The sequence below is a fragment of the Paraburkholderia sp. Ac-20336 genome, from assembly GCF_017105025.1.
In the GTDB taxonomy this organism is placed as follows: domain Bacteria; phylum Pseudomonadota; class Gammaproteobacteria; order Burkholderiales; family Burkholderiaceae; genus Paraburkholderia.
Window position 1 is genome coordinate 1 of the sequence record NZ_JAAGPS010000322.1, and the last position, 579, is coordinate 579.

Below are 579 nucleotides of genomic sequence, written 5' to 3' on the forward strand. Positions count from 1 at the left end.
CGGTGTGAAGCCATGAGGTCTTGAAGGCTTCCGGATACGCAGTCAGTTCGTCAGCCTGGCGGCCGGCCTGCACGGCGTCGAAGGCCGCGTCGGCCGCGAGCATGCCGGTCTTGATCGCCGCGTGCGAGCCCTTGATACGCGAGACGTTGAGGAAACCCGCATCGTCGCCGACCAGCGCACCGCCTGGGAACACCAGCTTCGGCAGCGACATCAGGCCGCCCGCCGTAATCGCCCGCGCACCGTACGACACGCGCTTGCCGCCTTCGAGAATCGCGCGGATCGCCGGGTGCGTCTTGTAGCGCTGGAATTCCTCGAACGGCGACAGATACGGATTCGAATAGCCAAGACCAACGACGAAGCCGACCACGATCTGGTTGTTGTCCAGGTGATAAAGGAACGAGCCGCCGTACGTATCGTTCTCGAGCGGCCAGCCGGCTGTATGCATCACCAGACCCGGCTTGTGCTTCGCGGGATCGATTTCCCACAGTTCCTTGATGCCGATGCCGTAGACCTGAGGATCGACGCCGTCGCGCAGTTTGAACTTCTCGTTCAGCTGACGGCCGAGATGTCCGCGCGCGC

The 579-nt window shown here is 63.4% G+C and carries 1 protein-coding gene; it reads right to left on the bottom strand.

The genetic code is table 11. The features are described 5' to 3' along the window. The coding region (locus GXB81_RS31250) for an NAD(P)/FAD-dependent oxidoreductase (RefSeq protein ID WP_205991234.1) at nt 1-579 on the bottom strand (579 nt) is incomplete at both ends.